Origin of the sequence: Pseudomonas sp. HN8-3 (assembly GCF_020790195.1) — a bacterium.
GTDB lineage: Bacteria > Pseudomonadota > Gammaproteobacteria > Pseudomonadales > Pseudomonadaceae > Aquipseudomonas > Aquipseudomonas synxantha_A.
In genome coordinates, this window is record NZ_CP086206.1 from 3,504,824 (window position 1) to 3,525,554 (window position 20,731).

The following is a 20,731-nucleotide window of genomic DNA, read 5'->3' on the forward strand; positions in this document are numbered from 1 at the left end:
GCTTGTTACAGAGCGTCTGTTATGATCTTTGCGACTGAACGTTTCAAAACTGAAGGAGTGTCGCCATGCGCGAACAGAATTACGCAGTGAATGGCAACGCGCAGGCTGAGCAGCTTGAAGTCAGCCGCGTGTTGCGCAATACGTACGGCTTGCTCGCCTTGACGCTCGCATTCAGCGGCGTGATGGCGTATGTGGCCCAACAGATGCGCGTTGGTTATCCGAATATCTTTGTCGTGCTGATCGGCTTCTATGGTCTGTTCTTCCTGACCAACAAGCTGCGCGATTCGGCCTGGGGCCTGGTGTCGGCGTTTGCCTTGACCGGTTTCATGGGCTTTATCCTCGGCCCGATCCTCAACCGTTACCTCGGCATGGCCGGCGGTGCGGAAGTGGTCAGTTCGGCGTTTGCCATGACGGCGCTGGTATTTGGTGGCCTGTCGGCCTACGTGCTGATCAGCCGTAAGGACATGAGCTTCCTGGGTGGCTTCATCACCGCAGGCTTCTTCGTGTTGCTGGCGGCGGTGGTGGCCAGCATGTTCTTCCAGATCAGCGGCCTGCAACTGGCGATCAGCGCAGGTTTTGTGCTGTTTTCCTCGGTGTGCATCCTGTTCCAGACCAGCGCCATCATCCACGGTGGTGAGCGTAACTACATCATGGCCACCATCAGCCTGTATGTATCGATCTACAACCTGTTTATCAGCCTGTTGCAGATCTTCGGCATCATGAGCCGCGACGACTGATCAACCAGCGCAATAAAAAATGCCCCGTATCGCAAGATACGGGGCATTTTCATTTCCAGGCCTGAAAGATCAGTACTGGTTGGGTTCCATCTCCAGCTCAACCTTGAAACGCTTGAAGATATCCTGCTGGATACGTAGCGCCAGGTTGGCAATCTCGCGCCCTGTGGCTGCGCCGTAGTTGACCAGCACCAGCGCCTGCATCTTGTGTACCCCCGCATCGCCGTCTCGAAAGCCCTTCCACCCTGCCTTGTCGATCAGCCAGCCGGCGGCGAGTTTCATTTGCCCGTCGGCCTGAGGGTATGCGACCAAGTCCGGGTATTGGCTTTGCAGTTCGGCAGCGAGGGCCTGGGACACCAGTGGGTTCTTGAAGAAGCTGCCGGCATTGCCCAACTCTGCCGGGTCCGGCAGTTTCTCGCGGCGAATGCTGCAAATCGCCCGGCTCACATCGCTTGGTGTAGCGTGGGTGATGCCCTGCGCGGTCAGGCGCTGTTGCACCGGGCCGTAGTCGAGTTTCAGGTGATTGGTGCGGCTGAGGGCAAAGCGTACCCGCAGGATCAACCACCGCCCGACTTCATGCTTGAACAGGCTGTCACGGTAAGCAAAGTTGCATTCGTCCAGGCTGAAATCCCGCAGTTCGCCTGTCTGGCGATCCAGGGCGGTGAGGCCAGCGAAGACATCCTTGATCTCCACGCCATAGGCCCCGATGTTCTGCATGGGTGCGGCGCCGACGGTGCCGGGGATCAGGCTGAGGTTTTCCAGGCCGCAGAAGCCGTGTTCAAGGGTCCACAAAACGAACGGGTGCCAGGCTTCGCCCGCTTCTGCTTCGACCAGCACGTGCACGCCATCGTCGTGCAGCACGCGAATGCCTTCTGTTGCCATGCGCAACACCAACGCCGGGACATCCTGGGTCAATAGCAAATTGCTGCCGCCACCGATCACCAGCAACGGCACCGCGTGTGCAGCAGCATAGGCAATGGCCTCGCGAACCTCGGCATCGCTGTGGGCCTCGGCGAATAATTGAGCGCGCACATCAATGCCGAAGCTGTTGAATGGCTTGAGCGATACCTGCGCAAGCACTTGCAAGGTCATAACCGCCCCTTCAATTCGATCACCAATAAATCACAGGCGCGCTCGATCAGGTCCAGGACCCGTTCGAAACCTTGTTCACCTTCGTAGTAAGGGTCTGGCACTTCGTCCACTTCGCCGTCAAAGCGGCGCAGGAACAAGTCCAGTTCCGCCTTGCCCTGACCCGGCTGCATGGCCTTGAGGTTGCGCAGGTTGCTGTGGTCCATGGCCAGGATCAGGTCATAGCGCGCAAAGTCGGCGCGGCTAACCTGCTGGGCACGCTGGGATGACAGGTCGTAACCACGCCCCAGTGCCGCACGCTGGCTGCGCTGGTCCGGCGGGTTGCCGATATGCCATTCACCGGTGCCGGCAGACGCCACCTCGATCTGGCCGGCCAAGCCCGCCTCGCGCAATTTATGGCGCAGGACGCCTTCAGCGGTTGGCGAGCGGCAGATATTGCCCAGGCATACAAACAGAACTTCCATCAGGCGCCCAGCAGGCGACGGACGCGTTCGAGATCTTCCTGAGTGTCGACACCCGCCGGCGGCGCTTCCAACGCATCGCCCACATGGATGCGCACGCCGTGCCACAGGGCACGCAGTTGTTCGAGGGATTCGGTGTTTTCCAGCCAGCACGGGCCCCAGCTGACAAAATCATGCAGGAAACCCGCGCGGTAGGCGTAGATGCCGATATGGCGGCGATACGGCACGCCTTCCGGCAACACGTCGCGACTCCTGGCAAAGGCATCCCGCGCCCACGGCAAGGTAGAGCGACTGAAGGTCAGTGCCAGGCCGTTGATGTCGCTGACCACTTTCACCACGTTCGGGTTGAACAGCGTCTCGATGTCTTCGATCGGTTCGGCCAGGGTCGCCATACGCGCCTCGCCATGGGCCGCGAGGTTGGCGGCGACCTGGTCGATGACACCCGGCGGTATCAATGGCTCGTCACCTTGCACGTTGACCACGATGGCGTCGGGCGCCAGGCCAAGCTTGGTCGCCACCTCGGCCAGACGATCAGTGCCGGAGTTATGGTCTTCGCGGGTCAGGACGGCTTCGGCACCGAACCCTTTGCACGCCTCGATGATACGCGGGTCATCGGTGGCCACCACTACCCGCTCGGCGCTGCTCTTGCACGCTTGTTCCCACACCAGCTGGATCATCGGCTTGGTGCCGATCATTTGCAGCGGTTTGCCCGGCAGGCGCGTCGAGGCATAGCGCGAGGGAATGACGACGGTAAAGGCGGTGGTCATTTATCCAGGCGCTCATCGGTGGTCAGGGTACGGGCTTCGCTTTCAAGCATCACCGGGATGCCATCACGTATCGGGTAAGCCAGGCCGGCACCTTTGCTGATCAGCTCGGTTTTGTCGGCGCTGAGCTTGAGCGGGCCTTTGCAGATCGGGCAAGCGAGGATGTCGAGCAGTTTGGTGTCCATGAGTGATTCCTGGAAAGAAGCGTTAAGGCAATAGACGGTTGGGCAGCAGACGCATCAGCTGCGTGTCGAACCAGGCGACAAACGCCGGCGACGGCACCGCATCCACCGCAAGGTACCACCAGTCGGGCTGGGCAAAGGCGCGGCACTTCACCGCGTCCTTTTCGGTCATGACCAGCGGCAATGACGGGGTAAAATTCAAGACCTCGGCGCTGTAGGGCGCGTGATCGGCAAAAGCATGGGGCAGCGGCTGCCAGTGTAGCGTTTCAAGGGTATTGAAGAAACGTTGCGGATTGCCGATACCGGCGACCGCATGCACCTGTTGGCCCGGCGCAAAGTGCGTGACGGGCTGGCGCTCGCCGCTGTGCAGGTTGACCAGCGCGGTGGGCTGCAGCCGGAAGGCAAAACCATCCTTACGGTCCGAACCTGCACCGTTATAGAGCAACGCATCCACACTTTGCAGGCGCTCCACCGGCTCGCGCAACGGCCCGGCCGGCAGGCAGCGACGATTGCCGAGGCCACGGGCAGCGTCGATCAGCACCAGTTCGAGATCGCGGGCCAGGCGGTAATGCTGCAGGCCGTCGTCGGAAAGGATCAAGTCCAGGGGTTCACTGGCCAAGAGGGCCTTTACCGCGCGGCTGCGGTCGGGGTCGATCATCAGCGCTACGCCGCTGCGCTGCACGATCAGCAAGGGCTCGTCGCCGGCCACCTCGGCACTGTGGCTGGCCTCGACCCGCCACGGCAACTGCGGCGGCTTGGCACCGTAGCCACGGCTGACCACGCCCACGCGCAAACCGCTACGACGGCAATGCTCGATCAACCACAGGATCAGCGGCGTCTTGCCGGTGCCTCCCACGGTGATATTGCCGACCACCACCACCGGCACCGGCGATTGATAAATCTCGCCCTCACCTGCCACGAAGCGCGCACGCTTGCGTTGCACCACCCGGCGATACAGTGACTCCAGCGGCCGCAACAGCACCAATGCCGGATGGCCCTCGTACCAGGCCTTGAGCAAACGATCGGAAATGGCCATCAGGGCGGGCTCGCCGCCTCGACGGTGGTCATGCGCAAATGGCTGAAGCCGAGCTTGCCGGCCGCGTCCATGGCGGTGATCACCGCTTGGTGCTGGGTCTTGCCATCAGCACTGATCGACAGCGGTAGCTGGGTGTCGCCACCGGACTCTTTCTGCAAGGCCTCCATCAGGCTGGCGAGGTCGTTTTTCTGCAGCAATTGGTTATTCACTGAAAATACGCCGTCTGCGCTGATGGCGATATCCAGTTGCTTGACCTGCTGGTCTTCGGCAGGTGAACCGCTCACCGCCTCGGGCAAGTCGACACGCAGTTGGGTTTCCCGGGTGAAGGTGGTGGTCACGACAAAGAACAGCAGCAGGATGAACACCACGTCGATCAATGACGCGAGGTTGATATCGACATTTTCCCGTTGCTTGCGGCGAAATTTCACGCTTTGCCCTCGACCAGGTCTACGTCACGATCGCCCTGCACCACTTCCACCAGCTTGATGGCCTCCTGTTCCATGCCAACCACCAGTTCGTCGATGCGACGCTGCAGGAAGCGGTGGAAGAACACCGAAGGAATCCCCACCATCAGGCCGGCGGCGGTGGTGATCAATGCCTTGGAAATCCCCCCGGCCAATACTGCCGCGTTGGTGGTCATGCCCGAACCCATGAACGAGCTGAAGATATCGATCATGCCCAGCACCGTGCCGAGCAAACCGAGCAGCGGTGCCATGGCGGCAATGGTGCCGAGGGCATTGATGTAGCGCTCCAGTTCATGGATAACCCGGGCAGCCGCTTCTTCGATGCACTCTTTCATGATCTCGCGACCATGCTTGGAATTGGCCAGGCCGGCAGCGAGGATTTCACCCAGCGGCGAATTGGCGCGCAGCTCCTTGAGTTTTTGCTTGTCGAGCTGTTTGTTCTTGATCCAGCCCCAGACCTGCCCCAGCAGGTGTTCAGGGGTTACGCGACTGGCGCGCAGGGTCCACAGGCGTTCGGCGACGATGCCGAGTGCGGCGATGGAGCTCAGAATGATCGGCAACATCATCCAGCCGCCGGATTTGACCAATTCCCACACAGTGAATGTCCCCTCGAAAAAGTGCGCCACTTTACCATATAGGTTCGGCAGCGGGGTTCGTCGGCAACAGGCCCGCCTGTCGCGCCCCTGAGTCTTTGGTAACGCTGGGTTACGGTAACGGTTCGCGCCAGAAACGACGTTGACTGCGCGCAACCGTTGGTGGCGTGAATGCCCCCAGGCGCAGCTGTACAGCGCCTTGCTCGGCACTGTCATATACCCGGCTACCCAGCGCCTGATAGCGCTCCAGCACCTGCGGATGCGGATGACCGAACGCGTTGCCGCGCCCCCGGGAAATCAGCACCGCGGTTGGCGCCAGCCGCTGCAGGAAAGGCCAGGACGAAGAACTGCGGCTGCCATGGTGCGGGGCTTGCAGCCAGTCGGTCGGAACCGCCAGCGGCGAGGCCAGAAATGCTTGCTCGGCGGCGCGATCGATATCACCGGTGAGCAGCAAGCGTTCACCGTTGGCCTGGACCTGCAATACACAGGATTTCGGATTGCCCTCGATAGCACCAGGCCATTGCCACAGTTCGAATGCCACGCCGTCCCACTCCCAATGTTCACCGCTCCTGCAGGGTTGCGTAGCAAGAAACGCTGGCAGCCCTTCGGTTTCACCGCCTACTACACGCTTTATGGGCAGGCCACGGCCCACCGCCGTCGCACCTCCGGCATGATCGGCATCGGCATGACTGAGCAGCATCATGTCCAACCGCCCTACCCCGAGCTTCTGCAACGACGGCAAGACCACGCGCGCGCCCAGATCGACAGGCCCCGAGCGCGGGCCGGCATCGTAGAGCAAGGTGTGATGGCGGGTACGCAGGATCAGTGCCTGGCCCTGGCCGACATCCAGTTGCAACACCTCCACCTGGCCATGGGGCACCCCATCCCTGGGTGGAAACACTGCCACCAACAGCATGGGCCAACCCAGCACTCGGAACGGCAGCCCCTTGGGCAACAACACAATCACTGCGCCCGCCAGGCTCACCAGCCAATACCTCAAAGGTACCTCAGCCGGTACCCAGGCCGGCAGTTGTGCAGCGAGCAGCGCCAGGCCCTTGAACAATCCGTCCAGTGCGCCACCGGCCAGCCACAACACGCCCTCGCCGACCAACGGCACCCACAGCAGCGCCGTGCCCAGCAGCGCCAAAGGCAGTACCACCAGGCTGATCCAGGGCACGGCGACCAGATTGGCCACGGGGGCACTGAGGCTGATGGGCAACCCCAACACCAGCAGGACCGGAAACAAGCCAATTGCGATCAACCACTGTGGACGGGTCCAGATTTGCCAGACGCTCCACGGTCCCAGGCGCCCGCTGAATGCCAACACCAACACCGCGACCGCCGCAAACGACAACCAGAACCCCGGCTGTAGACTGGCCAAGGGCTCGATGAGCAACACGCCATTCAATGCCAGCAACAACGGCCACCACACCCCCAAATGGCGAAAACGCAAACGCCACAGCAGCACCAGGCCCACCATCACACAAGCCCGCTGCACCGGCACGCCGAACCCTGCCAGCAGGCCATAGCCCAACGCCCCGGCAAACGCCAAGCCGCACGCCCATGGCAGCCATGGCCAGCCTCGCGGCCAGCAGCCATAGCGCGCCAACATAGAGATCAAGCCGTAGATCAACCCCGCCAACAAACCAATGTGCTGTCCGGAAATCACCAGCAGATGCACCGTGCCGGTGTTCTGCAACACCTGCCAATCCTCAGGTGCAAGCCCGGAACCGTCGCCCAGCACCAACGCCGCCAGGCCCGCCTCGCGGCCGTGCGCTTCCACGGCCATCAGGCGCTGGCGAACGGCATCGCGCCAGGCATTGCGCGCCGGCGCCAGGCGCTCACCATCCTTCACCGTCGCGCTGGCGCCGATACGCTGGGCCAGCAGCCAGGCTTCGTGGTCAAAGCCATGAAAATTGAGCAGGCCGGCGGGCCGCTTGAGCGTCAGTGCCAGACGCCAGTACTCGCCGCTGTTTACGGTCGGCCCGCCGTGCCAGGACACCCGGATACGTTTGGGCAGCCGTGCATTGCGCGCCCGACTGTCGGCCAACTCGAATCGCACGCCCGTGCCGGTCTGCTGCGGCAAGCCGATGACACGCCCTTGTACCCAGCGCGTCTGCCCGTCCAGCGCCGGTTGCAATCGATCATCCAGCGCCCACTGTGCGCTGATGCAGGCCCAACTCAGGCCGACCAGAAAAAACGCCACAGGATAGGTACGAAAAGGCAGCAGCATCAAGGCCAGTATCAGCATAGCCAGCAACCCGGCGCCAGACGGCAATGCGGGTAACCAGCGCAATACCAGCAACCCCAGCGCCAGCGCGAACATCCCTGTTTTCATGAATCATCCTTTTCCAGTGATCCATTCAGTCTTAGCCGGCTGACCGAGAGCGCCTATGATGTTTTGTCACAAAGTCTGAATTTTCTGTTTATAGAATCCGGGCATACTTGCCCTTCAAATTGACCTGGACCCCTTATGCCCCGGCGCTTATTCAAACGGTACATGCCCGATCCCAGCAGCATCAGGGAACACAAGTCATTACAGTTTCTTGGCACCCTGCTGCATGATCCGAACCTCTGGCACCTGAACCGGCATTCGGTGGCTCGCGCCATGGCGGTGGGTTTATTCGCGGCGTTTATACCGATTCCGTTGCAGATGCTGCTTGCGGCGATCCTGGCGATCACCGTGCGCGGCAATATGCCGATCGCGGTCAGCCTGGTGTGGCTGACCAATCCGGTCACCATGCCGGTGGTATTCGTCTGTACCTACCTGACCGGCGCCTGGCTGATGAATGTGCCGCCACGCAGCCTACCTGACGATTTGACATGGGAATGGATCAGCGGCCAGTTGAGCACGCTCTGGCAACCGTTTCTGCTGGGTTCGGTGGTACTGGGGCTGGTGCTGGGGGCGCTGGCTTATTGCTTGACCATGGCCTACTGGCGCTGGTGGGTCGCGCACCAGTGGAAGAAACGCAAGCTGCGTCGCCGTTGACGGTTAACGGGCCGGCAAGCGTATATGTACGCGCAAACCCGGCCCGCAGTTCTGCGCCCATAAGCGCCCGCCCTGACGCTGCACGGCGTTGCGGGCAATGCTCAAGCCCAGACCGAACCCGCCGTCGCCGGGCCGCGAGCCGTCCAACCGGGTAAAGGGCGCGAAGATAGTTTCCAAATCCTGCTCATCAATACCGCCGCCCTGGTCCTGCAGCCAGATATGCCAATAGTCTCCTTCGCGGCAGCCGTCGAGTAGCACGGTACCCTCGGCTGGCGAGTGGCGTATGGCGTTGCGCAGGATATTCTCCAGGGCCTGGGCCAGTGCATTCAGGTTGCCGCGCACCCAACTGTCCGGCGGTAATAAGCACGGCAAGCGCGACGCCGGCCAGTGGCTTTCGAAACAGGCGTTTTCCCGCAACATGTCCCACAGCGCCTGGAGCTGAATGTCTTCCTGGGGCAGCGGCGCTGTTTCACTGTCGAGCCAGGCCAGTTGCAGGCTGTCTTCCACCAGGCGCTGCATGGCGTCGATTTCCCGACCCAGGCGCTCACGCAGCCTGGCCGGGTCTTGCTCGCTGTCGCAAGCCACCCGCAGGCGACTCAAAGGCGTGCGCAATTCATGGGACATGTCGCGCAGCAACTGCTGTTGCAAGCGCACCGTGCCCTGCAAGCGTTCAGACATATGGTCAAAGGCGCGCCCCAATTCCCCCAGTTCGTCCTGGCGACTGGTCGCATCCCGGGACATCCGCGTATTCAATTGATCCGCACGCCAGGCATTGGCCTGCTCGCGCAATTGATTGAGGGGCATGATCAGCAGCCGATAGAGGCCGATGCACAGCAACAAGGTAAACAGCCCCGGGATGACGCCATTGGTCACCACCCGCCAGAACAGTTGATAACGCCCCGGCATAAAGCGCTGCGGCAACTCGATCACCAGCGACCCCATCCCAGGATCAACCGGAAACGGTACCTTCATCCACGGCAAACCGATGACATGTCGGCTGACCGGCCAATCCAACCCGCGTAAGAAGGTCAGGCGCTGGCTTTCCTTGTCGCTGAGCGGCGTGCTGCCCAGGGATTGCAAATCGTTGCCGATCACACCCACCCAGGTGGTTTCACGCTTGGCCATCAGTTGCAACCAGGCATCCACGCCGGCGCGGCCTTGTGTACTCCACGCCAGTTCGGCACCTGCAGCGTAACCGCTGAGGATCTCCCGCGACTTGTCGGACAGGTAAGCACTCTGCTGCTCCATGTAGCGGCCCCACGACCAACTGAGCCAAATCATCAGCAAACAGAAGGCGATCAACAGGCAGGCCAGCTTCCAGAACAATGAGTGTTTGCCAGGCAGCCGCTCAAAGCCCTTCATCATGACCGCTCAGCACATAGCCCTTGCCCCACACTGTACGCACTTCACGCTCGGCGTAGCCGATGGCCTTGAGTTTGCGGCGAATCTGACTGACGTGCATGTCGAGGCTGCGGTCATGGGGTGCATAACCGCGCTGCAGCACGTGTTGATACAGGAAGGCTTTGCTGAGCACTTCTTCAACATTGCGCTGCAGGGTTTCCAGCAGCCGGTATTCGCTGCGCGTCAACCCGGCCCAGTGTTGCTGGCAGGCCACATCACAGCGCTCATCGTCAAACTGCAACACCCGGGCATCCTCACGCATCACCGGGCGCGGCGGCTCGGGTCGGCGATCCAGGGCCACGCGGCGCAGGATGGCTTCAATGCGCACACGCAGCTCTACCATGCTGAACGGTTTGGGCAGGTAGTCGTCCGCCCCCAGGCGAAAACCGCTGATGCGATCGGCTTCAGCGCCCAGGGCCGACATCAGGATCACCGGCATGGCATGGCTCTTGCGCAAATGGGTGAGGATCGACAAGCCGTCGAGCCCCGGCAGCAGGATGTCCATCAACACCAGGTCGAACGCCTGCTCGCAAGCCATTTGCAGGCCCTGTTGGCCGTTGCGGCACCACGTCACCTGAAAACCACTGCGGCCAAGTTGCTCATGCACGTAGGCACCCAGCACAGGGTCATCTTCGATGGTCAGGATTGTGGGTAGGCCAACTGCTGCGGGAGTCATTAGCGTCTGCAAGTCATTCTCAATCACTGATTATTCAAGATTAAACGTTCACAGGCAATCGCCACCCGGCGCCGAATGGCCCGAAGATTGCCGCATGTCATTAATTTGCAAGATTCCAGGCCGTGCAAATGGCTACACTGCGCAGGTGGCGCGGGCCGGATGCCTGTGTGGATAATGGATAACAACGTGGTAGCAGGAGAGTGGCGTGCTTAGAAGAATGGGGATAAAAGGCCGCGTACTGTTGCTGACCTTATTACCGACCAGCCTGATGGCTCTGTTGTTGGGAGGCTATTTCACCTGGATGCAACTTTCGGAGTTGCAGAGCCAGTTGCTGCAGCGCGGCGAAATGATTGCCGAGCAATTGGCGCCATTGGTAGCGCCGGCCCTGGGCCACAAGAACGCCGAGCTGCTGGAGCGCATCGCCACCCAGTCCCTGGAGCAACCGGACGTGCGCGCAGTGTCGTTCCTGGCGCCAGACCGTTCGTCCCTGGCCCACGCCGGCCCGACCATGCTCAACCCACCACCCACCGGCAACAGTTCGCGCCTGTTGCAGCGCACCGGCAACGATGCCACCCGCTATCTGCTGCCGGTATTCGGCCGTCATCGCAACCTCGCCGGCGACGTGATCCCGGATGAGGCAGACCGCCTGCTGGGCTGGGTCGAAGTGGAGCTGTCCCACAATGGCATGTTGCTGCGCGGCTACCGCAGCCTGTTCGCCAGCCTGTTGTTGATCGCCATCGGCCTGATGTTCACCGCAGCGCTCGCCCTGCGGATCAGCCGCACCATCAATTCGCCGATTGGCCAGATCAAGCAAGCCGTGGCCCAGCTCAAGGACGGCAACCTGGAAACACGCCTGCCGCCCCTGGGCAGCCAGGAACTGGACCAGCTCGCATCGGGCATCAACCGCATGGCCGAAACCCTGCAAAACGCCCAGGAAGAACTGCAACACAGCATCGACCAGGCCACCGAGGACGTACGCCAGAACCTGGAGACCATCGAGATCCAGAACATCGAGCTGGACCTGGCGCGCAAGGAGGCCCTGGAGGCCAGCCGCATCAAGTCCGAGTTCCTGGCCAATATGAGCCATGAGATCCGCACGCCGCTCAACGGCATCCTCGGTTTTACTCATCTGCTGCAAAAAAGCGAGCTGTCGCCGCGCCAGCTGGATTACCTGGGCACTATTGAAAAATCCGCCGATAACCTGCTGGGCATCATCAACGAAATCCTCGACTTCTCAAAGATCGAGGCCGGCAAGCTGGTGCTCGACAGCGTGCCCTTCAACCTGCGGGACTTGCTGCAAGACACCCTGACCATCCTCGCCCCCGCCGCCCATGCCAAGCAGCTTGAACTGGTGAGCCTGGTGTACCGCGATACGCCGCTGGCGTTGGTGGGCGACCCGCTGCGGCTCAAGCAGATCCTGACCAACCTGATCAGCAACGCGATCAAGTTCACCCGCGAAGGCACCATCGTCGCCCGGGCGATGGTCGAGGACGAACAGGAGGACAGCGTGCAATTGCGCATCAGCGTGCAAGACACCGGCATAGGCCTGTCCAACCAGGATGTGCGCGCGCTGTTCCAGGCGTTCAGCCAGGCCGACAACTCGCTGTCGCGCCAACCTGGCGGCACCGGCCTGGGCCTGGTGATTTCCAAGCGTTTGATCGAGCAGATGGGCGGTGAAATCGGCGTCGACAGCACGCCGGGTGAAGGCTCGGAATTCTGGATCAGCCTGAACCTGCCCAAGACCCGCGACGACGTCGAAGACCTGCCCGCCCCGCCGCTGCTGGGTCGCCGCGTGGCCGTACTGGAAAACCACGAGCTGGCGCGCCAGGCCCTGCAACACCAACTGGAAGACTGCGGCCTGGAAGTCACGCCCTTCAATACCCTGGAAAGCCTGACCAACGGCATCACCAGTGCGCACCAGACCGAGCAGGCCATCAGCCTGGCGGTGCTCGGCGTGACGGCCAATGACATTCCGCCCGAGCGTCTTAACCAGCACTTGTGGGACCTTGAACACCTGGGTTGCAAAGTGCTGGTGCTGTGCCCGACCACCGAACAGATGCTGTTCAACCAATCGGTACCCAACCCCAACAGCCAATTGCAGGCCAAGCCGGCCTGTACACGCAAGCTGCGCCGCTCCCTGGCCGACCTGATCAGCCCGCGCCCTTCACGCAGCGAGCCGGGAGAGCCGCTGTCCAGCCGTGCGCCGCGTGTACTGTGCGTGGACGACAACCCGGCCAACCTGTTGCTGGTACAAACCCTGCTGGAAGACATGGGCGCCAAGGTGCAGGCGGTCGAGAGCGGTTACGCGGCCATTGATGCGGTGAAGCAGGAAACCTTCGATCTGGTATTGATGGATGTACAAATGCCCGGCATGGACGGCCGCCAAAGCACTGAGGCGATCCGCCAGTGGGAAAGCGAGCGCCACGGTACGCCGCTGCCGGTGGTGGCCCTCACGGCACACGCCATGGCCAATGAAAAACGCGCCCTGCTGCAAAGCGGCATGGACGACTACCTGACCAAGCCCATCAGCGAGCGGCAACTGGCCCAGGTGGTGTTGAAGTGGACCGGCCTGGCCCTGCGTAACCAGGGCCCGGAACGCGTCAACGACGGCCCGGCTCAAGGTGTGCAACTGCTGGTGCTCGACCACGAGGAGGGCCTGCGCCTGGCCGCCAACAAGGCCGACCTCGCCGCCGACATGCTCGCCATGCTGCTGGCCTCCCTGGAAGCCGACCGCCTGGCGATTACCGTCGCCCGCGAAGCCAATGACAATCACGCCCTGATCGAACGCGTGCACCGTTTGCACGGCGCCACGCGCTACTGTGGCGTGCCGCAACTGCGCGCGGCGTGCCAACGCGCTGAAACCCTGCTCAAGCAGGACGATGCCAAGGCCATGGCCGCGCTGGATGAACTGGACATGGCGATTGCGCGGCTGGCCAGTGAAGCCAGAGTCAGCGCCTGACGCAACTTTATGGACAACACCAATCAAAATGTGGGAGCAAGCCCCCTCCCGCATTTAGTCAGCATTTCCATCGTGTAAATTGCAGGGAGCCTTCTTGATGCGCGTCATTCTTTTCAGCAGCCAGACCTACGACCGTGACAGTTTTCTCGGTGAACCGCTCCCCTCGGCCCTGGAGCTGCAATTCCAACCCGCCCGCCTCAACCTCGACACCGTAGCCCTGGCCGAACACCATGAGGTGGTCTGCGCCTTTATCAATGACGACCTCAGCGCCCCGGTGCTGGAGCAACTGGCCAAGGGCGGTACACGCCTGATTGCCCTGCGTTCGGCCGGCTACAACCATGTCGATTTGGTCGCCGCCAAACGCCTGGGCCTGAGCATCGTGCGCGTGCCCGCCTATTCGCCCCACGCCGTGGCCGAACACGCCGTGGCGCTGATCCTGGCTCTCAACCGCCGCCTGCACCGTGCCTACAACCGTACCCGTGATGGCGACTTCAGCCTGCATGGGCTCACCGGTTTCGATCTGGTCGGCAAAACCGTCGGCGTGGTCGGCACCGGGCAGATCGGCGCGACCTTCGCCAAGATCATGGCCGGCTTCGGCTGCCAATTACTGGCTTATGACCCCTTCCCCAACCCACACGTCCAGGCCCTGGGCGCTCGCTACGTCAGCCTGCCCGACTTGCTGGCCGAGGCGCAGATCATCAGCCTGCACTGCCCGTTGACTGCCGACAGCAAACACCTGATCAACGCCCGTTCCCTGGCGCACATGCAGCCCGGTGCAATGCTGATCAACACCGGCCGCGGTGGCTTGGTCGATACGCCCGCGCTGATCGAAGCCCTCAAGGAGGGCCAATTGGGCTACCTGGGGCTGGACGTTTATGAAGAAGAAGCCCAGCTGTTTTTCGAGGACCGCTCGGACCTGCCCCTGCAAGACGACGTACTCGCGCGTCTGCTGACCTTCCCCAACGTGATCATCACTGCGCACCAGGCATTTCTCACTCGTGAAGCCCTGGCGGCGATCGCCGGTACGACGCTGGCCAACATTGTGGCGTGGGCCGATGGTCGGCCACAGAACCTGGTCGAGGGTTGATCAGCGGTCACATACCAGGCTCATGATGGGCCGGCACCCGTGATAGGATGCCGCGCCTATTTGGAGGATCCATGGCCGAACACGATTTCCGCTTCAGCTTGCTGAGCCCGCAACACACCCTGATCGAATGCCGCGCCCTTGTGCCGGGCCGTTACCAGGTCACCGGCAACGGTGGTTCGATCAAGCACGGTGACGTGCTGATCGTCACCCTGCGCGGCAGTAAAACCCTGTCGATGCGCCTGACCGTCGAAGGTGACGCACGCTACTCCATACGCCCGGCGGGCCAATGGGTCGCCATGGCCCAGGGGCCGAAGTTCGGCGAACTGGAAATTCACACCTGGAAGGTCAACTGCGACAGCTGCGACGTCGTGCTGGAGTTTGAATTTTCGGTGGAAACCAAGCTGACCAAAGAGCCGCTGCAACCGGCCGCCAACGCACGCATCAAAGAACTCGGCTGGGCCAGTGAAGGCGACAAGCACCGCTGCCCGAAATGCCAGCAGGCCGCACAATGAAGGGCCCGCTGCTGCTCGCCGCAATCGGCGCGGCTCTGACGGGTTGTGCTGCCGACGGCCCGAAGCTCGAACGCGACCACAGCTACGTGGTGGAGTGGATCGGTGAGCGCCCGCTGATGGACTACGCGCACCTGACAGTCACCCTTGGCGCTGATGGCCGCGCCTACGGCAACGGCGGCTGCAATCACTGGTTTGCACCGTATACCGTCGAGGGTGACAAGCTCAGCTTCGGACCTATCGGCAGCACCCGCAAAATGTGCGCCGAGGCGTTGATGGAGCAGGAGCACCGCTTCTTCCAGGCCTTGCAAGGCGTGCAGCGCTGGGACATCTCGCCGATCGAACAGCCGCGGTTTTGGCCGGCCGAGGGCAAGCCGATTCGTTTGTGGCTTGAAGAGGGCTGATATCCCCAGTCTTTGGATTGATGGGATCTCAATGTGGGAGGGGGCTTGCTCCCGATAGCAGTGTGTCAGTCAATACATCAATTGACTGTTACACCGCTATCGGGAGCAAGCCCCCTCCCACACTTTCTCTGAGGTGTTGCTTTAACCGCGCAGGGCCTTGAGCTTGGCCAGCACCCCTTCTGCAGTCTGCTCACCCATCAACTGCTCACGCACCTTGCCCTTGTCGTCGATGATGTAGGTCACCGGCAACGCCTCGCTGCGTGGAATCTCGAAGATCCCGTCCGGGTTCTGGGCCAGGACCGTGAACTTGATCCCCAGCTTGTCGCTGGCGGCCTTCAGTTCCTCACCCTGCACATTGTCGAAGTTAACCCCGAATACCTCCACACCCTGCCCTTTCAGTTGCTCGGCCAAGGCATTGAGCTCGGGGATTTCCGTGCGGCACGGGCCACACCATTCGGCCCAGTAATTGACCACCAGCCACTGTTTGTCCAGGCGTTCGGCCGCCACTTTCTGGCCATATTGGTCAACGCCGTAATCGTTACCGCAGCCGCTGAGCAGCAGGGTTGTGATGATCGCCAATGCACCGATCAGTCGCCTTGTCATGGGGTATTCCTTCGCAAAAATGAACGTTGGCTGCGACCTATCGCCTCTTACGGTTTAAGGACAGGCGCCAGCGCAGGTAGAATACCCGCCACCTTACGCAAGATGCGACCCGCACATGACCGATCTGACGCTTTATCACAACCCGCGCTGCTCGAAATCCCGCGGTGCGCTCGAACTGCTTGAAGCTCGCGGCCTCAACCCGACCGTGGTGCGCTACCTGGAAACCCCGCTGGACGCCGCGCAAATCCAGGCCCTGCTCAAAAAACTGGGGATCAGCGCGCGCCAACTGCTGCGCACCGGCGAAGAGGAATACAAAACCCTCAACCTGGCCGATGCCAACTTGAGCGAAGCGCAATTGATCGCCGCTATCGCCGGGCACCCCAATCTGATGGAACGCCCGATCCTGGCAACTGCCGACAAAGCCATCATTGGCCGCCCACCCGAGAACGTATTGGAGATTCTGCCGTGACCACGCCCTATGTGCTGGTGCTGTATTACAGCCGCAACGGCTCGGTAAGCGAAATGGCCCGGCAGATTGCCCGGGGGATCGAGCAAGGCGGCATGGAAGCACGTCTGCGCACCGTGCCGGCGATTTCCACCGAGTGCGAAGCGGTGGCGCCGAGCATTCCCGAGGAAGGCGCGCTGTATGCCAGCCTGGATGATCTGAAGCACTGTTCAGGCCTGGCCCTGGGCAGCCCGACACGCTTTGGCAACATGGCTGCACCGCTCAAGTACTTCCTCGACGGCACCAGCAACCTGTGGCTCACCGGTGCTCTGGTCGGCAAGCCCGCCGGCGTGTTCACCTCTACCGCCAGCCTGCATGGCGGCCAGGAAACCACGCTGATGTCGATGTTGCTGCCGCTGCTGCACCACGGCATGTTGATCACCGGCCTGCCTTACAGCGAACAGGCACTGCTTGATACCCAGGGCGGCGGCACGCCATACGGCGCCAGCCACCATTCCGGGCCTGACGGCAAGCGGATGCTCGATCAACACGAAATCACCCTGTGCCGGGCCCTGGGCCTGCGCCTGGCCAAGACCGCCACGCTGCTGGAGCACGGCCGTGGCCAGGAAGCCTAAAGTCCTGCCGCCCCAGGCGTGGCTGGAACCGCGGGTAAACATTGCACGCGCACTGAGCCTGCTGGCGTTTTTTGCCCTGGTGGGCTTGTTGTGCGTGTACTACCTGTTCATCGCCGACCTGCATGGGGCGCGCCCATGGGTGATCCTGCTGATCGAACTGGTGCCGCTGCTGGTACTGGCGCCAGGGATGATGATCGGCAGTGCGCGCGGGCATTCGTGGATGTGCTTTGTGGTGAATCTGTATTTCATCAAGGGCGCGCTGGCGGCGTACGACCCGAACCGCCAGTGGTTCGGGGTGTTGGAGATGCTGGCGAGCCTGGCGGTGTTTTGCACGGCGCTGTTGTATGTGCGTTGGCGGCATCAGTTGAATCGGCGGTTGGCTGCAGAACCTGTATCGGCCTGAAGTCCGCTATCGCAGGCAAGCCAGCTCCCACATGTTGATAGGCGGCGCGGTCAAAATGTGCGGGCTGGCTTGCTCGCGAAGGCGTCACCTGGGTCTCAATGGTTGACGGTGTACGCCAACATCATCGACAACTGGCACATCGGCCGCCCACTCTCGGCATGCCACTGGTTGAAGGCGCCCTGTACTGTGGCCAAATCCCGCAGGCTGGTCGGCGCCTTGTCGACGATCTTCTGCGCATTCAACGCCGCCACCACGTCATAGCTCGGCACAAACGTATCCTTGCCCACCATGCGCAGGAAACGCGGTGCCGACAGCCCGCCCAGTTGGTGGCCATGCTTGCTCAGGTATTTCCATAGCCCGACGATATCGGTGACCGGCCAATCGGCGACAAACGCACCGAAGCTGCCCTTTTCCTGCTCGATATCCAGGATCATCTGCGCATTGCGCGGCACACTCTTGAGTTTGCCCAGGTGGCGGATGATGCGGGCGTCCTGCATCAGGCGTTCCAAGTGCTCGGCGCCCATCAGCACGACTTTTTCCGGATCGAAGCCGAAAAAAACCTGCTCAAACGCCGGCCACTTGGCATCGACCACACTGTGCTTCAAGCCCGCACGAAACACCCGTAGCGCCAAAGTCGACAGGTAACGGTCATCGGTGATCTTGCGCAATTGCGCCGGGGTCTTGGGCACAGGCAGGTGGGCTTCCAGCTCGGCCGCCGAACCGAAGCGGTTCAGACAATATTCGTGCAGCCACTTGTAATCGCGCATGCCCTCTCCTGGCAGTTGAATTGAAAACGGCGCCCGCAAGCGCCGTTTACTAGAGCCTCGACGAGGCTTAGAGGTTCACTACATTGACGAAACGCGATGCGGCCGTCTCATCGATTTTCAAGCTGGTGAAATCGAACAGGTTGCGATCAGCCAGTTGAGACGGGATCACATTTTGCAGGCTGCGGAAGATGCTCTCGGTACGCCCGGGGGTCTTGCGCTCCCAGTCCAGCAGCATTTCCTTGACCACCTGGCGCTGCAGGTTTTCCTGGGAGCCGCACAGGTTGCAGGGGATGATCGGGAATTGCTTGAAGTCGGAGTACGCTTGGATGTCCTTCTCGTTGCAATACGCCAGCGGGCGGATTACCACATTGCGCCCGTCATCGGCGCGCAGCTTGGGCGGCATGGCCTTGAGCGAGCCATTGAAGAACATATTCAGGAAGAAGGTCTCGACGATGTCATCGCGGTGATGACCCAGGGCCATCTTGGTCGCGCCGATCTCGTCGGCAAAGGTGTAGAGCGTGCCACGGCGCAGGCGCGAGCACAGCGAGCAGGTGGTCTTGCCTTCCGGGATCAGCTCCTTGACCACCGAGTAGGTGTCTTTCTCGACGATGTGGTATTCAACGCCCAATTCCTTGAGGTAGGCCGGCAATACGTGCTCGGGGAAGCCGGGTTGCTTCTGGTCCATGTTCACCGCCACGATCTCGAACTTGATCGGCGCGACCTTTTGCAAGTGCAGCAATACGTCGAGCATGGTGTAGCTGTCTTTGCCACCAGAGAGGCAGACCATGACCTTGTCGCCGTCCTCGATCATGTTGAAATCGGCGACCGCTTCACCGGCCAGGCGACGCAGGCGTTTTTGCAGTTTGTTCTGGTTGACCGTAAGAGTGCCCATGGCGCTTGGATCCGCTGAAGGTGTGTGACTAAAAGCCGGGTATTTTAGCGATGTCGAGTACCTACATTCAATGTGAGAGGGGGCTTGCTCCCGATAGCGGTGCATCAGCCACCACTTGTAGTGCCTGGCACACCGCTATCGGGAGCAAGCCCCCTCCCACATTTGACAGACCCCACCGCGATTAAGCGCCCTGTTTACAGCGCAATTTGCTCTAAAGGCCCTACAGTTATTCCGGTCATCACTTCCTATACTGCGACTTGAGGTCGCACACATATCCAGACCTTTAGGCCATCTGGCCGGTGGGCGCTCCGATGGGGGGCGATGGTAATAACGACAGGAGTGACTGGCATGATCCATCACGTCGTGGGGCTTTTTACCCATCCCGACCAGGAATGGCGGGAAATCCGTGGCGATAAAGAAGAAAGTATCGGCCACATGTACCTCACTCACACCCTGATTCTCGCGGCGATCCCCGCCGTGTCCGCCTTTATCGGCACCACCCAGGTTGGCTGGGTCATCGGCAACCGGGCGCCGGTGATGTTGACCCAGGAAAGCGCACTGTGGATGACGCTCATGTCGTACGCGGCCATGCTTGGCGGCGTGGCGGTGATGGGCGCGTTCATTCACTGGATGGCCCGCACCTACGACGCCAGCCCCAGCATGGCACGCTGCGTGGCCTTCGCCACCTATACCGCAACACCACTGTTTGTCGGCGGGCTGGCGGCACTCTACCCGCATATGTGGCTGGGCATGGTGGTCGGCACGGCGGCCATTTGCTACACGGTGTACCTGCTGTATGTGGGGCTGCCGACCTTCATGAGTATCGACCCGGACGAAGGCTTCCTGTTTTCCAGTTCGGTATTGGCCGTGGGCCTGGTGGTACTGGTGGCGATCATGGCGTTTACCGTGATTGTGTGGGGCCTGGGCGTAGGGCCCATCTACACCAACTAGGCAACTCAACCCGCAGGCAAGGCCACCGCAAGGTGGCTTTGTGCGTTATGCATGACCATTCGGCGCCTGACAGATTCGGAAACACCCTGCTTTGCGGCATACTGGGCGTCTCTGGAGATTTGTACAGCATGCCCGAGCAACTCAATACCCGCGTCGAAGATTGTTTCCTGCAAGCCGAATCCTTTTTCAAACGAAGCTTCAAACGCCCCCAGGTCAGCCTCAAGCTGCGGGGCCAGAAAGCCGGTGTCGCGCATTTGCACGAGAACCTGCTGCGCTTCAACCCTCAGTTGTACCGTGAAAACAGCCAGCATTTTCTCAAGCAAACCGTGGCCCACGAAGTGGCGCACCTGATTGCCCACCAGTTGTTTGGCGAGCGTATACAGCCCCATGGCGAGGAATGGCAGTTGATCATGCGTGGGGTTTACGAATTGCCGCCGGACCGCTGCCATACCTATGAGGTCAAGCGCCGCCAGGTGACCCGTTATATCTACCGCTGCCCGTGCGCGGACAGTGACTTCCCGTTCTCGCCGCAGCGCCATGGCCTGGTGAACCAGGGGCGGCGGTATTTGTGTCGGCGGTGTCGGCAGACTCTGGTGTTCACCGGGGAAACTCGGGTGGAATGAGGGCCTCTTCGCAGGCAAGCCAGCTCCCACATCTGGATCTGTGAACGCAATCAAAATGTGGGAG

At 61.4% G+C, this 20,731-nt stretch carries 24 protein-coding genes; 11 read left to right on the forward strand and 13 right to left on the reverse strand.

Annotation, left to right across the window (positions count from 1 at the left end):
- Nucleotides 1-65 precede the first annotated feature (65 nt).
- Nucleotides 66-737: a Bax inhibitor-1/YccA family protein gene (locus LJX92_RS15395; RefSeq protein WP_003192030.1), complete on the forward strand. Its 672-nt coding sequence runs from the start codon at nucleotides 66-68 to the stop codon at nucleotides 735-737.
- 69 nt (nucleotides 738-806) lie between these two features.
- Here LJX92_RS15395 and murB read toward each other — a convergent pair whose 3' ends face one another.
- The 8 genes from murB to LJX92_RS15435 all read right to left on the reverse strand — a co-directional run bounded on the left by murB (nucleotide 807) and on the right by LJX92_RS15435 (nucleotide 7,661).
- Nucleotides 807-1,826, reverse strand: coding sequence for a UDP-N-acetylmuramate dehydrogenase (gene murB / locus LJX92_RS15400; protein ID WP_228308571.1), 1,020 nt, complete (start codon nucleotides 1,824-1,826; stop codon nucleotides 807-809).
- Complete coding sequence (locus tag LJX92_RS15405; RefSeq protein WP_078821648.1) at nucleotides 1,823-2,287, reverse strand: low molecular weight protein-tyrosine-phosphatase; 465 nt, start codon at nucleotides 2,285-2,287, stop codon at nucleotides 1,823-1,825. The genes murB and LJX92_RS15405 overlap by 4 nt, the downstream gene beginning before the upstream one ends.
- Nucleotides 2,287-3,051: a 3-deoxy-manno-octulosonate cytidylyltransferase gene (gene kdsB / locus LJX92_RS15410; RefSeq protein WP_032880648.1), complete on the reverse strand. Its 765-nt coding sequence runs from the start codon at nucleotides 3,049-3,051 to the stop codon at nucleotides 2,287-2,289. The genes LJX92_RS15405 and kdsB overlap by 1 nt, the downstream gene beginning before the upstream one ends.
- Nucleotides 3,048-3,233, reverse strand: a complete 186-nt coding sequence (locus LJX92_RS15415) for a Trm112 family protein (protein ID WP_003174668.1) — start codon at nucleotides 3,231-3,233, stop codon at nucleotides 3,048-3,050. Before LJX92_RS15415 ends, kdsB begins: the two co-directional genes overlap by 4 nt.
- 22 nt (nucleotides 3,234-3,255) lie before the next feature.
- Nucleotides 3,256-4,266: a tetraacyldisaccharide 4'-kinase gene (lpxK, locus tag LJX92_RS15420; RefSeq protein ID WP_228308572.1), complete on the reverse strand. Its 1,011-nt coding sequence runs from the start codon at nucleotides 4,264-4,266 to the stop codon at nucleotides 3,256-3,258.
- On the reverse strand, nucleotides 4,266-4,694 hold the full coding sequence (locus LJX92_RS15425) for an ExbD/TolR family protein (protein WP_032880645.1): 429 nt from the start codon (nucleotides 4,692-4,694) through the stop codon (nucleotides 4,266-4,268). The genes lpxK and LJX92_RS15425 overlap by 1 nt, the downstream gene beginning before the upstream one ends.
- Entirely contained in the window at nucleotides 4,691-5,326 is a 636-nt protein-coding gene (locus tag LJX92_RS15430; RefSeq protein WP_005789055.1) for a MotA/TolQ/ExbB proton channel family protein, read from the reverse strand. The genes LJX92_RS15425 and LJX92_RS15430 overlap by 4 nt, the downstream gene beginning before the upstream one ends.
- Before the next feature lie 109 nt (nucleotides 5,327-5,435).
- The gene (locus LJX92_RS15435; RefSeq protein WP_228308573.1) at nucleotides 5,436-7,661 is read right to left on the reverse strand and encodes a DNA internalization-related competence protein ComEC/Rec2; all 2,226 of its coding nucleotides are present in this window, start codon (nucleotides 7,659-7,661) and stop codon (nucleotides 5,436-5,438) included.
- A gap of 135 nt (nucleotides 7,662-7,796) precedes the next feature.
- Between LJX92_RS15435 and LJX92_RS15440 the strand changes: the two genes are divergently transcribed.
- Nucleotides 7,797-8,312 (forward strand): DUF2062 domain-containing protein, encoded by a 516-nt coding sequence (locus LJX92_RS15440; RefSeq protein ID WP_005789057.1) that lies wholly within the window; start codon nucleotides 7,797-7,799, stop codon nucleotides 8,310-8,312.
- A 3-nt stretch (nucleotides 8,313-8,315) separates the two neighbouring features.
- Here the strand turns inward: LJX92_RS15440 and LJX92_RS15445 are convergent, their stop codons facing one another.
- Nucleotides 8,316-9,674, reverse strand: a complete 1,359-nt coding sequence (locus LJX92_RS15445; RefSeq protein WP_078821650.1) for a sensor histidine kinase — start codon at nucleotides 9,672-9,674, stop codon at nucleotides 8,316-8,318.
- Nucleotides 9,661-10,389, reverse strand: coding sequence for a response regulator transcription factor (locus LJX92_RS15450; protein ID WP_005789059.1), 729 nt, complete (start codon nucleotides 10,387-10,389; stop codon nucleotides 9,661-9,663). The genes LJX92_RS15445 and LJX92_RS15450 overlap by 14 nt, the downstream gene beginning before the upstream one ends.
- A 205-nt stretch (nucleotides 10,390-10,594) precedes the next feature.
- On the opposite strand from LJX92_RS15450, the gene LJX92_RS15455 reads away from it, so the two are divergent.
- From LJX92_RS15455 to LJX92_RS15470, 4 genes are all read left to right on the forward strand, one after another.
- Nucleotides 10,595-13,348, forward strand: a complete 2,754-nt coding sequence (locus tag LJX92_RS15455; protein WP_032880641.1) for a response regulator — start codon at nucleotides 10,595-10,597, stop codon at nucleotides 13,346-13,348.
- Nucleotides 13,349-13,445: 97 nt separating this feature from the next.
- Nucleotides 13,446-14,435 carry a 2-hydroxyacid dehydrogenase gene (locus LJX92_RS15460; protein WP_032880640.1) on the forward strand — a complete coding sequence of 330 codons (990 nt, stop codon included), beginning with the start codon at nucleotides 13,446-13,448 and terminating at the stop codon, nucleotides 14,433-14,435.
- 71 nt (nucleotides 14,436-14,506) lie between these two features.
- The gene (locus LJX92_RS15465; RefSeq protein ID WP_078821651.1) at nucleotides 14,507-14,947 is read left to right on the forward strand and encodes a hypothetical protein; all 441 of its coding nucleotides are present in this window, start codon (nucleotides 14,507-14,509) and stop codon (nucleotides 14,945-14,947) included.
- A complete protein-coding gene (locus LJX92_RS15470) occupies nucleotides 14,944-15,348 on the forward strand; it encodes an META domain-containing protein (RefSeq protein ID WP_228308574.1) in 405 nt (134 codons plus the stop codon). Before LJX92_RS15465 ends, LJX92_RS15470 begins: the two co-directional genes overlap by 4 nt.
- Nucleotides 15,349-15,489: 141 nt before the next feature.
- On the opposite strand, the gene LJX92_RS15475 is transcribed toward LJX92_RS15470, so the two are convergent.
- Nucleotides 15,490-15,951: a TlpA disulfide reductase family protein gene (locus LJX92_RS15475; RefSeq protein WP_005789064.1), complete on the reverse strand. Its 462-nt coding sequence runs from the start codon at nucleotides 15,949-15,951 to the stop codon at nucleotides 15,490-15,492.
- Nucleotides 15,952-16,066: 115 nt separating this feature from the next.
- Here LJX92_RS15475 and arsC point away from each other — a divergent pair, with 115 nt between their 5' ends.
- Genes arsC through LJX92_RS15490 form a run of 3 tightly spaced genes read left to right on the forward strand, consistent with a single transcriptional unit; the run spans nucleotide 16,067 to nucleotide 17,434 of the window.
- Entirely contained in the window at nucleotides 16,067-16,420 is a 354-nt protein-coding gene (gene arsC, locus LJX92_RS15480) for an arsenate reductase (glutaredoxin) (protein ID WP_228308575.1), read from the forward strand.
- Entirely contained in the window at nucleotides 16,417-17,031 is a 615-nt protein-coding gene (gene wrbA, locus LJX92_RS15485; RefSeq protein ID WP_032880636.1) for an NAD(P)H:quinone oxidoreductase, read from the forward strand. The genes arsC and wrbA overlap by 4 nt, the downstream gene beginning before the upstream one ends.
- Complete coding sequence (locus LJX92_RS15490; protein WP_032880635.1) at nucleotides 17,015-17,434, forward strand: DUF2069 domain-containing protein; 420 nt, start codon at nucleotides 17,015-17,017, stop codon at nucleotides 17,432-17,434. The genes wrbA and LJX92_RS15490 overlap by 17 nt, the downstream gene beginning before the upstream one ends.
- 95 nt (nucleotides 17,435-17,529) lie before the next feature.
- Here the strand turns inward: LJX92_RS15490 and LJX92_RS15495 are convergent, their stop codons facing one another.
- Both LJX92_RS15495 and ttcA read right to left on the reverse strand, forming a co-directional pair.
- Nucleotides 17,530-18,201, reverse strand: a complete 672-nt coding sequence (locus tag LJX92_RS15495; RefSeq protein ID WP_228308576.1) for a DNA-3-methyladenine glycosylase I — start codon at nucleotides 18,199-18,201, stop codon at nucleotides 17,530-17,532.
- A gap of 67 nt (nucleotides 18,202-18,268) precedes the next feature.
- Nucleotides 18,269-19,093 (reverse strand): tRNA 2-thiocytidine(32) synthetase TtcA, encoded by an 825-nt coding sequence (gene ttcA / locus LJX92_RS15500; RefSeq protein ID WP_044274647.1) that lies wholly within the window; start codon nucleotides 19,091-19,093, stop codon nucleotides 18,269-18,271.
- A gap of 348 nt (nucleotides 19,094-19,441) precedes the next feature.
- Here ttcA and LJX92_RS15505 point away from each other — a divergent pair, with 348 nt between their 5' ends.
- Together LJX92_RS15505 and LJX92_RS15510 are read left to right on the forward strand one after the other, a co-directional pair.
- Complete coding sequence (locus LJX92_RS15505; protein WP_005789070.1) at nucleotides 19,442-20,044, forward strand: Yip1 family protein; 603 nt, start codon at nucleotides 19,442-19,444, stop codon at nucleotides 20,042-20,044.
- 128 nt (nucleotides 20,045-20,172) lie between these two features.
- Complete coding sequence (locus LJX92_RS15510; protein ID WP_003192067.1) at nucleotides 20,173-20,667, forward strand: SprT family zinc-dependent metalloprotease; 495 nt, start codon at nucleotides 20,173-20,175, stop codon at nucleotides 20,665-20,667.
- Nucleotides 20,668-20,731: the final 64 nt, after the last annotated feature.